This window comes from Lysinibacillus sp. BPa_S21 (genome assembly GCF_023337795.1).
Classification (GTDB): Bacteria; Bacillota; Bacilli; order Bacillales_A; family Planococcaceae; genus Lysinibacillus.
In genome coordinates, this window is sequence record NZ_JALIRS010000004.1 from 510,993 (window position 1) to 524,792 (window position 13,800).

The window sequence follows — 13,800 nt, forward strand, 5'->3', positions numbered from 1 at the left end:
CATAATTTGAAATGGAGAGATTTATTGATATGGTAAAATTACAAAACACATTTGAATTTGTTGGTGCATTAAATCTAATGAAAGAACCTGTAAAAACTACTGAGTTTGATTCTGGATGGACAAAGAAAGAATTAAAGGCTGTATTAAATGAATCGAAAGCGAATGGCGTATTCTTATCACTTGAAGGTGGTTACTACAAATCAAAAGGGCAACCAGATAAAGTTTTCTCATTCACTAAAAAGTTGTTCGGTGAAAAAGGTGGTAAGTTAGAGCTTACTTGGGATGATCGTAATAATAAATCAATTATTAATACAGTAGCTGACTTTAGTAAAACAGTAATTGATTTAACTACTGATAAAGAAGTTAAAGAAAAGTATGGAGAGTTACGAAAAGAGATCTGGAAAATTGAAAACAACGAAAATGCAACAGATGAAGATAAGGTTAAATTGGAGCAACTATATAAAGAAGTAGAAGAAACAGTTCCACATCGTTATGAGTTTTTACATGAATTAGATGTCGTTAATTTCTTTGAAAAATATAAAGATAAATTAAGCGGTAAAAAGTTCAAAGTAAAGGGAGAAGTAAAAGTTTCACACTGGAATGGTAAGTTCTACACTAACTACGTACCTAGTCACTTTGAGTTAGCTGATGAAGAAGAAGCAAATAAATTAGCGTTAGATTTAGATTTATACTTTGATAAAGATGTAATTGATAAGTCTTTATTCAAATCAGAAAAAGTCATGACATTTAATACATATATTTTAGGATACGATTCTGGTCATCGTAAAGACGTATTCTTCCCATTGCAAACTGTACTTAATGCATCTACATATGATTTAGAGAATACAAAACATAACGCACATATCAATATTGTGGAAAAGTTCTTTACTGTAAAAGGTAAAAAAGTATTCCAGTTACCTTACTCAGCTAAAGTAATTAGTGGTGCTGAGGTTAAGGACTTCTCTGAAACAGATTTAACTGAAGATCAAAAGACTTTAATTGAAATTGGTATGGCTACAATGGATGACTTTAAACCAAAAGGTCAAACATTTGGAGATAATTTAAATGAAATTCGCTTAATGTTCCCTAAGATTAAAGACATGGGTGAAGGTGCTAACTTCTCAGCAGGAGCAATTGAAACAGATTTTGAAGTAGAGGAGTTAGTTTATACAACAATAGAACGTCAGTCAACTGTATCAGATGTTCAAAGTACTAAAGAAGAGAAAAAAGAAGATGATCCATTCAACATTTCTCCTGATGATTTGCCATTCTAAGTAAAAAAATAGTAATTAAAAATGAGTGAGATTAAGTTCTCACTCTCTATATAAATATAAAAATACATAAAATTATTGGAGGAATATTATTTATGGCACGAAAATTCGGAAAGAAAAATGTAGTAAAAATTGACCCACTTAAATATAACGTTGGATTAATTGGTGAATCTGGCGTAGGTAAGACCACTTTAATGAAAAAAGTTTGCGAGAAACTAGCAGGAGAAGACGGTTATTTAATTTTAAATATTGGTCGTGAAGATGGTGTAGATGCCATTTCAGGAGCAATGTATGAGGATATTCCAGATTACACTACTTTGGTTGAATTTGTAGAAGACGTTGTAGAAAACAAAGAGACTGATTATAAAGATTTACGTGTAGTAGTAATTGATACTATTGATGAGTTATTCCGCATTATTGAACCTGAAGTTGTGCGTATGCACAATCGTGAATCATCTGCTGAAAAACGTGTTAAATCAATTAAAGCTGCTTTTGGAGGATTCCAAGCAGGTGAGGATAAAGCAGTGGAATTAGTGATCGATAAGTTATGGGAATTGAAAGATGTTGGAGTAACCCCATATTTCATTGGACATACAAAACGTAAATCAGCAAATGACTTGGTTACTGGTGATGAGTATGAAACACTTACTTCTAATATGATGGCAAAATACTTTAATGCAATTAAGACTAAACTTCATTTCTTAGGAGTTGCTTCTATTGATCGAACAATAGAGAAGCAAAAAGTAAAACAAAAAGTTGGAGCAGATAAAGTAGTAGGGAAAGTTGTTGACGAATCTCGTATTGTTACTTTCCGTGATAATAACTTTAATATTGATTCGAAATCACGATTTGCAGATGTAGTAGAACAAATTCCATTAGATGCTGATGCATTCATCGAAGCGCTTAATGAAGCTATTCGTAAGGAACTAGAAAATGATGCATCCAACAAAGGTAAATCGTTTGAAGAGGTTAAAGTAGAGCAAGAAAAAGAGTATGAAGAAAAGGTTTCAAAAGCAGTAGAGAAAGCAAAAGATAAGATTGATGTAGAGCGTAATAAAGAATTAGCACGTAAAATTTTAGAAGAATCTAATGAAGCAACAGATGAAGTAAAACAAAAAGTAATTACATATATGACTGAAAATAAAGTATCTCTTAAAGAAGTGGAAAATACTCCAACTTCAGTTTATGAAGCAACGTTAGCTCAATTTAGTTAATACATAATTACATAAGGAGGGGATATATTTCTCCTCCTATTTTTATACCAAAGAGGTGCATATAAATGGCTAGAAAAGTTAAATGTACATACTGTAAAAAAGATGGCACAAATGAAACTTTCTATAAGGAAGTAATTAAAGGAAAGAATAAATATTTCTGCAATCAGGTTGAATACGAATTATTTGAAATGAATGAAACTAAAAAACAAGCAGAGACAGAAGAAAGAAACAATCTTATACAATGGATCATGGATGAAATTTATAATTATGAAAAAGGAATGGTGTTTCCTAAGACATTGAATGGTAGAGTATCAAAGTTACTTAATTTCTATCCAGTACAAGTTGTAAAAGAGGCTTTCGTTAATAACTACGAGGTTCTTTCTTGGGCAATCAAGAATAAAGACTTCTCCAGTGAATTTCATGCTACATGTTATGTAATGACAATAGTTGAAGGTAGTGTGAATGATATCTATCTAGATTTTAAACGAAATCAACAACATATTAAGAAGATTGAAGTAGAATCAAGTAAAGTTGATACTGATTTATTTGATGAAATTACCACAGTATCAGTAATTAGTAATAAAAATAATAAAGATATTTCCCAATTCTTAGATGACGATTTGTAGGGAGGAATGTTAGTGGAAGAATTAAAGAAATATCCTGAACAATTAGTACATTCTAGAAACATTATCGAAGCTTCATTTGTGTTTTGCTTATGGAAAAATCCAGAGTTATTTGATGACTATTCAGATTTCAATCCAAGCACAGAACTACTTTTAAATGATTCAAAATTTTATTACTCAATAGGAAAGCAAATGAAAGACTTAGAATATAAATCATTAGACAATGCTTCTGTATTTGCTCATTTAAAGGATAATCAATTACTTGCAGAAGAGTTTAGTTTAAAAGGTGGATTTAAAACCGTAGATAAGATGTGTAAAATCCTTAGTTTAGACAACGTTGAATCTTACTATGATACTTTAACAAAAAGTAATATGTTGATTAATTTATATGATAAAGGATTCAATGTATTGAGTAAGCTTGAAAAATTTAAACAAATGACAACTTCTCAGCTATACGATTATTATGAATATCAGTTGGATAATGTCTTCTTAGGTAGGGGGTCAGGAGTGGAAATAGTTGACCTAGATATACCTGATGATTTTGTTGATAGATGTAACTCAGGAGAAGAGAGAGGGCTAAGTTATCATTCGACATCTCCATTAATGAATTATCATACAATGGGATTACATCGTTCAAATGTTCAAATATTCGCAGGCTTTAGTGGAACTGGGAAGTCAAGTTATGTAGTAAATTCATATGTAATGGCTATATTGGATGCAGGTGAAAGTATTACAATTATAGCAAATGAGATGAATATTGATGCATGGAGGCATTTATTCTTAGCAACAGTACTATCTCAAAAGCTAAATTACTTCGGATTGACGAGAAAGAAACAAAAAACAGGATCATATACAGATGAGCAATTAGCGATGATCAAAGAGGCTCAAAAATACATAACTGAGAATTATAAAGGCAGAATTAAATTTGTTAAAATATTCGATTATAGCATTGACGATGTTAAACGAGTAATTAGAAAAATGGCTAAAAGAGGATTTAACTATAACATTTTCGATACTTTTAAATCAGAAGATGCTTCATCAAGTAATGTTACAGGAGAATTAATTGAAGCATCCAAACAATTATTACAAGTTGCGGAAAAAGAAAATGTAAATATCACAATTACAATGCAGTTAGCTATTTATATGGAAAATACACGCTATTTAACATCTGCTACATTGTCTAGTGCCAAGGCAGTAAAAGAAGTAGTGTCGGAAGTCATCCTCATGCGTAAATTATGGGACGATGAATATAGTGGTCAGAAATATGACGTTAAACCTTGGAGATATATTAGAGATTCAAATGGTAAAATTACAGGAAGTAAAGAATACCTCACATTAGATCCAGAAAAGAGATATCGGATTATGTTCTTAGATAAAACACGTAACGACGATGACGATATCTGCGTAATATCAAGGTTCGATGGAGCTTGGAACTCTTGGAAAGAAATAGGTTATTGTACGCCAATGCACCAGAATAGATAGGGTGTGAATATTTGAACATACATAATTTAAAAGAAGAAATTAAGGAAAATGATGAGCTAATAAACCTAATATTAGAAGATGTTGGCTTCACTGATATAAGCGATGAATTTAATCAAGGTAATGAATTCAGATGTGCTTGGGAAGAAGGAGGTAATCCTACCTCAGTTAGAGTTAGCAAATTAACTCTTTCAGCAAACTGTTTTTCAAGAGGAATCAAAGGGGACATCATTACTCTTGTACAAGAAAAATTAAATATATCGCTTTCGAAAGCATTGAATCGAATATCAAAGATCATTAATTATGAGGATGTAAATGTCGAAGTATCATTACCTTTTGGTGGATTCTTCAATGAGATATTAAGTGTAGTTGATGATGATAATGGAGATATTCAAACATATGATGAGTCTATATTAAATGAGTACTTAATTTTACCTTCTGAAAGATTTCTTAATGACGGGATATGTTGCGACATACAAGAAAGATATAAAGTTGGATATGATGTTTGCACAGGAAGGATTATTGTTCCGTGGAGAAACTTATCTGGTGAGTTAGTAGGTATTATGGGTAGGCTCAATAAAGATAAAATAGAGGAGTATGAAAATAAGTGGTTTCCCATTATACCTTTCACAAAAAGTAAGACATTATTTGGGTTCAGTGAAAACTATAATGCTATTCAACATGCTAGTTTTGCGATGATAGGTGAGTCTGAAAAATTCCCAATGACATTGTCGTCAAAAGGTATAGATTTAGGATTGGGACTTGGAGGCAGTTCATTGAGTCAATTCCAAGCAAATAACATAAAATCTTTATTTCCTAAGAGGATATTGGTTTGCATGGATGAAGGATTAGACGAAGATATTTCTCGTGAAATTGCTAAACAATTGAAAATAGATACTTTCTTTGAAAATGAAGTTGGATACATATATGATGCAGAAAATAAATACTTACCTAAAGGTTCAAAAATGAGTCCTTCAGATTTACCTTTAGAGGATATGAGAAAGTTAATAGTGGAATGTAGTAAGAAGGTATAGGAGGTAATTTATATAAAACGAATTAATAATGAAGTAGAAGAAGAGTTAGTTAAAAAGTTGAGAGACGAAGGAAAAACAATTTATTCAATTTCACGCATTAATACAATGAATACATGTAACTTTGAATACTATAATACATACATAAAAAAGAACAGAGGAATTAGTAATTGCTACGGTGAAGTTGGAAGTGAAATGCACGATTATATTGAAAATGTATATCGTGAGAACATCACAGACACATCTGATTTCAATCAAAAATTACATAATAAATTGTTGGAATTAGAAATAATGGATTTAGATTTCCCTAGTGAAGTAATTAAGAATTCATTTGTAAAAGATATGGATCACTTTACAAAGAATTTTAATAAGTTGGATGGAAGCTTTACATTAGAGAAAATGTTTGTTAGTCAAATAGGAGAATATTATTTACTTGGGTATATTGATGCTATTCAGCAGCTAGATGAAAAAATTAATATTATTGACTGGAAGACATCATCAAAGTTTACAGGTTCGAAATTAGAACATGCAGGAAGACAATTAGTAATTTATAAACTTGGTCTTGAAAGTACTTCAGATATCCAAATTAATGAAATCAAATGGGCGATGCTTAAATACATAAATGTTTGTTGGAAGTTGAAGAATGGCAACATCAAAAAGAAAATGGTCAATCGTGGTAAATTAATTAAAGAAATGAAAAATACATTTGAAAAAGAAATGTTGAATTCTGGAATGGATGAAATTGAAGTAGGTATGATTTTGATGCTTGCTGAATCAAATAATTCATTTAAAGATTTACCTAAAATAATTAGTGATAAATATTGGCTACAAGATTGCTTTGTTGAATATGAAGCAACGGCAGAAGTAATAAAAGAAGTAGAGGATTACGTAGTAAACACTATAGAAGAAATTGAAAGTAAGGATATACATAATGAAAATGAATGGAAACCTTTAGATTTCGATAAAGAAGGAACTTTCTATTGCAATACTTTATGCAGCCACAGAAAAACGTGCAAGTTCATTACTCAATACAACAAAGAAAATCCATTCAAGAAAAGTTTCTAAGGAGTGATATACTTGAGTGAATTATTAAAAGGTCGTAGATTAATTTTTTACGACTTTGAAGTTTTATCTAAATTAGTTGTTCCAGAAACAGGTATGAAATATTGGTTTGTTATATTTGTTGATTACGAGACTCGTAAAATTAAACTGATTAAAAATGACGTTGAAGAGTTAAGAGAATTTTATAAATCAACTAAAGAGGATGTGTTTATAGGATATAACTCAAGAGGATACGATCAGTACATTTTTAAAGGTTTAATGTTAGGTATGGATGCAGGTTATATTACTGAACAATTAATTACTCATGGTAAAAAAGGGTATCAAGTAGTACCTAATGCTTGGACTTATCCAATTAACAACTTTGATACAATTCAATTAAACAAAGGTTTAAAACAATTAGAAGCTTTTATGGGAAGTGAAATTAAAGAGGCGGATATTGCTTGGGACATAGATAGACCTTTAACTAAAGAAGAAGAGAAGGAATTAATGCGATATTGTTTACATGACAATAAAGAAAACATTAAACTCTTTGAAAAAACTAAAAATACATTTACAGCGTATCTCAATTTAATAGAAATGTTCGATTTACCTTTTAATAAAATATCAAGAACTGGTGCTCAATTAACTGCTGATATTTTAGAAGCTAAGAAACTAGAAGGTTTAAATGATGACTTTGAATTTATTTATCCAGATACTTTAAAATTGGAAAAGTACACTGAGGTTTTAGACTTTTTTAGAAGTGTAGAAAACGGGACATTTGTACCTACTAAATTTGAAAAAGGTAAACCTAAAATCGAAGTAGAATTAGAAATTTCAGGAGTACCTACTAAATACGCTTTAGGTGGTTTACATGGTGCGATACCAAATTTAATACACGAAGGTAAAATTTATTCTCTAGATGTGACCAGCCTTTATCCGTCATTGATTTTAGAGTATGGTTTAATGAGTAGAGCATGTGAGTCAGATGAAAAATTCAGATATGTTAGAAGTGAACGTGTTCGATTGAAAAAAGAGGGTAATTCTTTACAAGAATCACTTAAACTCATACTTAATACTACTTACGGTACGTTTGGTGATCAGTATAATAACTTATGCGATAAGAGAATGATGTATTCAGTGTGTGTACATGGTCAGTTATTACTTACTGATTTCATGGAGAAAATAGAACCTTATTGTACATTATTCAACTTAAATACTGACGGTGTATTCTTCTATGTTGATGAAGATAATCATGATTATAACTTTAAAAAAATCATGGAAGCTAAAGAAGAGTGGGAAAGTCGTACTCGATTAGGTTTAGAGTTAGAGGAGTACAAGAAAATAATTCAAAAGGACGTAAATAATTATATTGTTGTACCAGAGGGTGATTTGTATTATCCTTCTGGAAAACCAAGATACAAATCTAAAGGGTCTTATGTTAAAGAATTAAATGAAATTGATTATGACTTACCTATCGTAAATGAAGCTATTAAAAATTACTTCTTAAAAAATCAAGCTGTAGAGGAAACAATAAATAATTGTACGTCATTACATAAGTTTCAAAAGATTGTAAAGCTAACAAGTGCTTATCAATACGCAATGAAAGACTGTACATTTTCTGAGAAGAAAGTATTAAACGAATTGACTGGTAAAATGAATAAAAAAACAACATGGGATGAGAATGGTGAAATTCTAAAGGATAAAACTTTCCGAGTATTTGCTTCAACTGATGATAATGACGGTGGATTATTTAAACGTAAAGAAGGTAAGAATCCTGAGAAATTCGCGAACACTCCTGACAAATGCTTTATTGACAATGACGATGTTACAGATAAATTAACACCAGATAAGTTAGATAGAAAATTTTATATCGATCTTGCACAAAAAAGAGTTAATCAATATTTAGGAATCAGTAATCGAAAGAAAAAAGCAGACAAGGTGGATATTAAAAAATAAAATACATAAAAGTTTAAATAAAAATTAAATTTTATCTAATGAATATAAAATAGGAGTGATCGCATGTTAAAGTTAGTTATTTATGTAAATGAAGATTTTGAAGAGGAAAGGGCGCTATTTGATTTAGAAAGTAAAAAAGTAATTATGAGTGGCGACTATTATCATAATAAAATTAACGAAAGAATAGAGGGTTATCTTCAAGCTTTGACTGATTTTAATATTTACAAAGATGAAGTAGAAACATACTGGATTGATGTATCACATGAAAATTATGATTTATTATATTTTAATTCTTAAATAAACACAGAAATACAATAAATAAAGAGTTTATACCATATTTAGTAAAATAAAATGAATATGAGAATTGTGAAAAAGAGAGAGGTGGCAGCATGAGAGAGATTAATTTTAAAGTTTTCGATTTGTATGATAAAGAATGGATAAAAGATTTTGTTCTCTTACCTAATGGAGAGGTACTAGGTATGGATAAAAGAATGAATGTTATTTTCTTAGTTTCCATAGGCGCTGATAGACGTTATAAAAAATGTCAGTATACAGGAGTAAAGGACAAGAATGGTAAGAAAATCTTTGGAGGGGATATTGTACGTACTTGGGAAGAAGTTGAACATATCCCAAACAGAGATAGTGGTGGTGGAATTATAGATTATGACCAAAGAGACGGATTTTCACAATTAGGCGTAGTCGATTTTAAAGGTGCTTGGTTTACATATGAAACTAAAAAACATTTAGAAGGTCGAAAAGAAGAGATTTATGCACCTTTAGATTTTACAAATAATTTAGAAGTAGTCGGTAATGTTTATGAAAACCAAGAATTGCTGAAATAAACAACTTAAAGGGGGAATGACTATGAATGACCTAAAAGTATATAGAATTTCATTTATGAACGGAACTATTTATTCAAATTCAATTGTATTAGCATCTACATACGAAGAAGCAGAAGGTAAGTTGAAGCAAGATTATATGGATTATGACTTAGATATTGAAATTGGAGAATATGAAGAAATGAACGAAAAAGGAGTAATTTTGACAAATCACTATGAAACTAAAAATGACTAAATAAAATCACACTATTATTAAATTAGGAGGATTTAATAATTGACAACTACTTACAAGATTTACGATGAAAACGACAATCCTTATGGTTCATTTAATAAATATGATGATTCTGTTGAGCTTGCACAAGAAATGGCAGATGAACTAAACAGAGATATGTTTATTTATGAATTGAAAAAAGAATTAATAAAGTGTGTTATACCTGAATAATAAATAAAAGAATGGAGAGATCAATTTATGACAAAAGAGACGATTACAATTACAAAAGAAGAATATGATTACTTATTAGAACGAGCTGAATTCTTATCTTGTTTAGAGGCATGTGGAGTAGATAATTGGGGCGGATTCAGTGAAGCTTATGACATGATGAATGAAGAAGACAAATAAATTTTATATAAAAGATTAGTATTAAAGAAAGGTGATAACTCTGGAAGTATTAACTAGAAAAAAGCGTTTAGTTAAAGGGGTTGGATTCATTACATATGTCTCAAAAGATGCTGACGGTGAGCTTATTCATACATTTGCTCCAGTGATAAATTATAAAACGCTATTTATGATTGCCATATGTGAAACTTATTGGTATGAACATAGTACAAAGGAGAGAATAGGTTTTAGATGGAAAGACAAAGAACTAATAATCGGTAAAGTTGCTTTAAAGTTTAAAAATACATAAACGGAGTTGAGTCTTATGCAAGATGGGAAAACAGTAACCGAACAGAAGCAACTCGTTAATAAGAATAGGCAAATTAAGCAGCTTAAACGTGTGATCAGTACATGGAAAGTTAAGTTTGAAAAACTTACAGAAAATCGTAAACCTAAGTATAAGAATACAATTAGAAGGAAGTAGGAGATGAATGAATGTTATTTTTCACAATTGCAATAATTATTTGGTGGGCTTTAGCAACATTTAGTACAGATATGTTTAGAAACATGAGTGTAAGAAATAAAAAAGGAGAAATAAAGGATAATGAAATGATGGGAGGGTGTTTCCTCTACTTCACATTTGGATTAACTTATCTACTCGGTTATTTAATTTACCTTCTATATGCACTAAAGTATGATCCATTTCTATATCCTACATATTTCATGATTGTGATTTATGTAATTGGATTCCTAATATCTATGCTATTAATTTTATTTTCACGCATTACTGGTAAAAAGCGAGAGTTAAAAGAGAAGACAAGTATTCGTTCTTATTTATCACGATTTTTAACTTTAGCTTACTTTGGTTACATGCTATGGGTTGTGATTAGCTAATATGATTAAACGGTTGCTCAACTTTGAAAAACATGATTGGAATCATCTGTGGTTTCTATTCAAAACAGGAATACATAATTTAATGATAATGGACTATAAAGAAGCAAAAGAATCGTACTACTGGATTAAGATTCATTTGTCTTATGACAGTACAGAAATAAAATAGGTGGTGACTTACGCTAGAGGAGAATATTTATGGAAGAAATTTATGTTGGAAATTTATATCAAGAATTACTAGTAGGATTGAATGGTTTGATTGAAAAGACTGTCGATATTCAAAAAGTTACACCATATAATAATTCAGATTATCGTGAAGCACTTAAATTTCAAATTGAATTAGAAAAGACTAAATTACGCATTATGGAGACATTAGGATCAGGACTTGAGACTAAGTTAACAAAGAATGGGCTGATTGGATATGGTGGATCTGGTCGAAAAGTATTTGAGATTAATGAATCTGGCGATATTCGTTTTGGTACAAATTTAGATACCGTAAATCAGAAGGAGGATAATTAGTTATGACATCATCATTTTTGGTACAAGTATTAGATTTAAAAGTATTTGACATTAAAGGAAAATTCATCACTAAATTAGACAAAGCAGTTAAAGGTAAACTAGTACATAATGCATATGGAAATTCTTACTTTGCAATTGAAATTGTAGATTTTAATGTCGACTTGATTAAAGCATTAGGCGAAGTGGAGGTGAATGAAAGCGCAACTGACTTCGAAAAAGAGCTATCTTCCAAATCAACTAAAATTAAATTTAAGCCATTATACAATGATGAAAATGAGAAGAAGTTTAAGTTGATTGCTGAAGGAGACTTGTATAATGGTGACGGAGTGGTTTCCCATGACTTTAAAGTTATTATTAATAACTCAGTATTAATGTCAGGCTTAGATTTTGAAGTTGGCAATATTGATAACAGTGAGTACACTCATGTATTTAATATTCGTACAGATAATGATGGCAATAGCTTTGAGTTAGAGTTAAAAGAAAAATAAGTATTAAATATATTAGGAATATGATGGAAATATTACTTTATTATCATATTCCTAATATAGAATTTAGATAAAATGACAATATTATTTAAATAACAAAAATACATAAATGGAATGGAGAAAATTGATTATGACAATTTTACAAAACGCTTATAACGCTTATTTAACAAAGAAGTACGAGAAGGAAATAAATGAGTTTAAAGAAGGTGTCAATAAAGAGATTGAAATTCGTATTAAAGAAAATGAAGCAAAGATTTTATATGAAATTTATCATATTGCGTCTAATCTTAGTACAATTAGTAATTTAAAAAATAAAATTAACCTATTAAAGGAATTGAAGAAGGATTTAAATAATCCTTTAACTATTAATATTGATGATTTCATCGGATTGGGACTAGAAGTATCAGTAAACAACTATGAACGGTTGAACGAGGTAATTGTAAAAGGAGAATCTAAATTTATCGTTTTCAAACAAACGGACAGTAATAATTTAGCAGAAGGGAAAATTGAAAATTATAAATGGGATGTACCAAGTAATGTAGAGGTTAATTATGATTTTGTGAATAATAAAATTCAAATAGAAGATATTGCAAATAAATTAATCGATGCATATAAAAAATATGTTCAACAATGCGCTGAAGAAGCAGTTAATCAGGACAATGAAAGACATGAGAAATGTATAAAACTTCTTGATAAACAATTCGAAGAAGCGAAAAAGAATATTGATAAACGATTAAACGAAATTGATGATCAAAATAAGTGTCATATTGCTATTACGGTAAATGGTTGTAATACTTCAGCTAGTCAATTTGCAGCAGAATTTGTTGAGAAGATAAAGAAGAATAAAGGTGGTTTAATTTAAATAATATTTTGATTTTATAAAAGAAAAATGAGGCAAGTGAATATGAAAATATTAAAAGTAATAAAGAAGTATTTATTTGGAGAAGGCTTCGAAGTTGAAGAAACTGTCTATTGGGAAAATAGATATCATCCTGAATTTACAGGAGAATACATAGTTACGGAGAAAAGAGACAAGAGGGGATATGTCAGTATTTATAACGATAAAATGTATCACAGAAAAGTAATGTGGTATGAATTAAAACCAATTATTAAAAATTAAATAATAGTTTGCTTTTACGAAAAAATACATAAAAATATTGGGTAGTGACCGACACTGGAGGTAATATTATGGATAAACATTATGCACAGGTATTAGGAGTAACTTTAGTTAAAAAATACAGAGTTTCATTTGGAGAAATAGTAGAGACTTATGAAAAATTTGAAACACCAGTAATATGGGAAGGTGAATTAGACTCTCCTGTTTTGAAATCTGACGATACTCTATATTTGGTCAATAAAGGTAAAGAAGTGAAGGTTACGAAAGTCGTAAGAAGTACTGAGGGAACTTATTTATACTATACAAGACATCAGGTTGGTGAAGTGTTAGAAAATGAACTGACTGAGAAAAGTAGATTAGAAGCAGAAGAAAAACTTAAATCAATGAAAAATGACGAATCTGAAGAAAAATCAGAAAGCCATTATCTAAATTTGGATACAGAAAAAGTTTTGGATGGTCATTTGATTCAATTACAAATGTTGAATGTGTATGAAAAAGCATACAGTCCTAAAGAATTAACACATTTACTTAACAGTATCGCTAACTTAAATGTTATTTCAAAATGGAGTGAAGATTATCAAAGTATTATTGATGAAAAATTAAAGGATATTCAAAAATTCGTTCTCAATAAGATTGGATTTCATTTAAAACATAACGAGTTTAATCTGGTTGATGGTTGGACAGAATTGTTGATTAAGCTAGAAAATAAAACGATTTAATAATAACCATATTTTATTTA

At 29.8% G+C, this 13,800-nt stretch carries 18 protein-coding genes; all 18 read left to right on the plus strand.

The genetic code is table 11. The features are described 5' to 3' along the window. The first annotated feature begins 29 nt into the window (after positions 1-29). The 18 genes from MOK21_RS11160 to MOK21_RS11245 all read left to right on the plus strand — a co-directional run bounded on the left by MOK21_RS11160 (position 30) and on the right by MOK21_RS11245 (position 13,780). A complete protein-coding gene (locus MOK21_RS11160; protein ID WP_249074018.1) occupies positions 30-1,274 on the plus strand; it encodes a P-loop NTPase family protein in 1,245 nt (414 codons plus the stop codon). A 92-nt stretch (positions 1,275-1,366) separates the two neighbouring features. Continuing rightward, positions 1,367-2,485, plus strand: a complete 1,119-nt coding sequence (locus MOK21_RS11165) for an AAA family ATPase (protein ID WP_249074019.1) — start codon at positions 1,367-1,369, stop codon at positions 2,483-2,485. Between the two features lie 65 nt (positions 2,486-2,550). Then, the gene (locus MOK21_RS11170) at positions 2,551-3,111 is read left to right on the plus strand and encodes a hypothetical protein (protein WP_249074020.1); all 561 of its coding nucleotides are present in this window, start codon (positions 2,551-2,553) and stop codon (positions 3,109-3,111) included. A 12-nt stretch (positions 3,112-3,123) separates the two neighbouring features. Next, a complete protein-coding gene (locus MOK21_RS23890; RefSeq protein ID WP_249074021.1) occupies positions 3,124-4,590 on the plus strand; it encodes a DnaB-like helicase C-terminal domain-containing protein in 1,467 nt (488 codons plus the stop codon). 11 nt (positions 4,591-4,601) lie between these two features. Next, complete coding sequence (locus MOK21_RS11180; protein ID WP_249074022.1) at positions 4,602-5,621, plus strand: hypothetical protein; 1,020 nt, start codon at positions 4,602-4,604, stop codon at positions 5,619-5,621. A 57-nt stretch (positions 5,622-5,678) separates the two neighbouring features. Next, positions 5,679-6,683 carry a PD-(D/E)XK nuclease family protein gene (locus MOK21_RS11185; RefSeq protein ID WP_249074023.1) on the plus strand — a complete coding sequence of 335 codons (1,005 nt, stop codon included), beginning with the start codon at positions 5,679-5,681 and terminating at the stop codon, positions 6,681-6,683. A 12-nt stretch (positions 6,684-6,695) separates the two neighbouring features. Beyond that, positions 6,696-8,615, plus strand: coding sequence for a hypothetical protein (locus tag MOK21_RS11190; RefSeq protein WP_249074024.1), 1,920 nt, complete (start codon positions 6,696-6,698; stop codon positions 8,613-8,615). 63 nt (positions 8,616-8,678) lie between these two features. Continuing rightward, positions 8,679-8,912 carry a hypothetical protein gene (locus tag MOK21_RS11195; RefSeq protein ID WP_249074025.1) on the plus strand — a complete coding sequence of 78 codons (234 nt, stop codon included), beginning with the start codon at positions 8,679-8,681 and terminating at the stop codon, positions 8,910-8,912. 92 nt (positions 8,913-9,004) lie between these two features. After that, positions 9,005-9,457 (plus strand): YopX family protein, encoded by a 453-nt coding sequence (locus MOK21_RS11200; protein ID WP_249074026.1) that lies wholly within the window; start codon positions 9,005-9,007, stop codon positions 9,455-9,457. A gap of 16 nt (positions 9,458-9,473) precedes the next feature. Then, a complete protein-coding gene (locus tag MOK21_RS11205; protein WP_249074027.1) occupies positions 9,474-9,689 on the plus strand; it encodes a hypothetical protein in 216 nt (71 codons plus the stop codon). Positions 9,690-9,728: 39 nt separating this feature from the next. After that, positions 9,729-9,896 carry a hypothetical protein gene (locus MOK21_RS11210; RefSeq protein ID WP_249074028.1) on the plus strand — a complete coding sequence of 56 codons (168 nt, stop codon included), beginning with the start codon at positions 9,729-9,731 and terminating at the stop codon, positions 9,894-9,896. Between the two features lie 27 nt (positions 9,897-9,923). Next, positions 9,924-10,073 carry a hypothetical protein gene (locus MOK21_RS11215; RefSeq protein ID WP_249074029.1) on the plus strand — a complete coding sequence of 50 codons (150 nt, stop codon included), beginning with the start codon at positions 9,924-9,926 and terminating at the stop codon, positions 10,071-10,073. Positions 10,074-10,544: 471 nt separating this feature from the next. Next, the gene (locus tag MOK21_RS11220) at positions 10,545-10,943 is read left to right on the plus strand and encodes a hypothetical protein (protein ID WP_249074030.1); all 399 of its coding nucleotides are present in this window, start codon (positions 10,545-10,547) and stop codon (positions 10,941-10,943) included. 195 nt (positions 10,944-11,138) lie between these two features. Continuing rightward, positions 11,139-11,459 (plus strand): hypothetical protein, encoded by a 321-nt coding sequence (locus MOK21_RS11225; RefSeq protein ID WP_249074031.1) that lies wholly within the window; start codon positions 11,139-11,141, stop codon positions 11,457-11,459. Positions 11,460-11,461: 2 nt separating this feature from the next. Further along, positions 11,462-11,947 (plus strand): hypothetical protein, encoded by a 486-nt coding sequence (locus tag MOK21_RS11230; RefSeq protein WP_249074032.1) that lies wholly within the window; start codon positions 11,462-11,464, stop codon positions 11,945-11,947. A 127-nt stretch (positions 11,948-12,074) separates the two neighbouring features. Further along, positions 12,075-12,806: a hypothetical protein gene (locus MOK21_RS11235; protein WP_249074033.1), complete on the plus strand. Its 732-nt coding sequence runs from the start codon at positions 12,075-12,077 to the stop codon at positions 12,804-12,806. A gap of 42 nt (positions 12,807-12,848) precedes the next feature. Next, positions 12,849-13,064, plus strand: coding sequence for a hypothetical protein (locus MOK21_RS11240; protein ID WP_249074034.1), 216 nt, complete (start codon positions 12,849-12,851; stop codon positions 13,062-13,064). A gap of 68 nt (positions 13,065-13,132) precedes the next feature. Continuing rightward, positions 13,133-13,780, plus strand: a complete 648-nt coding sequence (locus MOK21_RS11245) for a hypothetical protein (protein ID WP_249074035.1) — start codon at positions 13,133-13,135, stop codon at positions 13,778-13,780. Positions 13,781-13,800: the final 20 nt, after the last annotated feature.